Genomic DNA, 1370 nt, shown 5'->3' with positions numbered 1-1370 from the left:
CCGCGCGATTCCGGTCGCCCGGGTGGCCGCGATGCACGAGGGCAAACGGCGCGCGCGGGCCCGCCGCGACGACTGAGGCTTTGGCGGGCGGGCATCCACCTCACTCGGTTTTGGTCAGCAGCACCGCGTCCTCGAACGGCAGCCTGGCGAACACCGTCCGGCCCCGTGTCACGTGCTCTGCCGCTTCGGCCTTGGTGACCACCCGCGGGTCGGCGATGCCGAAACCCTTGCCGTTGCGGCGCATCCGCCCCCCTCCCGCGGCGGTCAGGTTCTTCAACCAGTCCCGGTCCGGGCCGTAGGTCAGCAGGATCGCCACCCCGGGCTTGCCGTCGACATCCGCGCTGAACACATTCACCGGGGTGCGGTACGGCTTGCCCGAGCGGCGGCCGACGTGTTCGACGATGGCGAACGGTGGCAGCCAGCCGGCCCACAGCCGCTGAATCGGGTTGGTGACGCGACGGTTGAACCGGGCGAGTCCTTGCGGCATCTGCATACCGCTATCCAACTCGCCTGAGTCCCCGGGCATCAACCCAACTTTTGGCGGCGATCGGGTCTAGTGTCTGAACATGGGCGACTCGCCAGGTAACGAAGCGGCTCAGCGCGCCGAGGAGCTGCTGCGCAGGGGCCGGGACCTGGCCGCGCGCAAGCCCATCACCTCCGACGACGTCGAGCGCGCGACCGACCGCGCCCAGCATGCGCACGAGCGGGACGAGGAGGCGCACCGCCGCGACCGGGATCGCCACTACGAAGCCGCCGCCGCGCACGAGCGGGCCGCCGAAGTGCACGAGCGGGCCGTCGAAGAGCGCCTCGGGGACGTCGAGGCGCACCGTCGCGCGGCGGAGAGGGAACGCGAGGCCGCCCGCCATCACTTCCAGGCCGCCCAGCAAGCCGAGCGGCAGGGCGACGCCTAACCCGTCCTGCTACACCCTGTAGTTGAACCGGCCGCGGAGGCTGGGACACTGGTTGTCATGGGAAGCAGTGACCAGGCGACCGCGCACGCCGCCACCACGGCGGCGTCGGCCCGGTTGTTCGAGGATGCCTGCGCCGTCATCCCCGGCGGGGTGAACTCCCCGGTGCGGGCGTTCACCGCTGTCGGCGGCACCCCGCGCTTCATCACCGAGGCCCGCGGGTGCTGGCTCACCGACGCCGACGGCAATCGCTACGTCGACCTGGTCTGCTCCTGGGGTCCGATGATCCTCGGGCACGCGCACCCCGCCGTCGTCGAAGCAGTCACCACGGCCGCGGCCTCCGGACTGTCGTTCGGCGCGCCCACGCCGGGGGAGAGCCGGCTGGCCGCCGAGATCATCGGGCGGGTGGCACCGGTCGAACGGATACGGCTGGTCAACTCCGGGACCGAGGCGACGATGAGC

The 1370-nt window shown here is 71.7% G+C and carries 3 protein-coding genes; 2 read left to right on the top strand and 1 reads right to left on the bottom strand.

Annotated elements, in window-relative coordinates; genetic code table 11:
• Nucleotides 1-100 precede the first annotated feature (100 nt).
• Complete coding sequence (locus A5711_RS01990; protein WP_067943555.1) at nt 101-493, bottom strand: nitroreductase family deazaflavin-dependent oxidoreductase; 393 nt, start codon at nt 491-493, stop codon at nt 101-103.
• Nucleotides 494-566: 73 nt separating this feature from the next.
• On the opposite strand from A5711_RS01990, the gene A5711_RS01985 reads away from it, so the two are divergent.
• Nucleotides 567-911, top strand: a complete 345-nt coding sequence (locus tag A5711_RS01985) for a hypothetical protein (protein WP_067943554.1) — start codon at nt 567-569, stop codon at nt 909-911.
• Between the two features lie 57 nt (nt 912-968).
• Nucleotides 969-1370 (top strand): aminotransferase class III-fold pyridoxal phosphate-dependent enzyme (locus tag A5711_RS01980; RefSeq protein ID WP_156744726.1); only part of this gene is annotated, 402 nt, incomplete at its 3' end.

Origin of the sequence: Mycobacterium sp. E2238, assembly GCF_001672665.1 — a bacterium.
Classification (GTDB): Bacteria; Actinomycetota; Actinomycetes; order Mycobacteriales; family Mycobacteriaceae; genus Mycobacterium.
The sequence above is the reverse complement of the archived record's forward strand: the minus strand, read 5'-3'. Positions and strand labels throughout refer to the sequence as shown.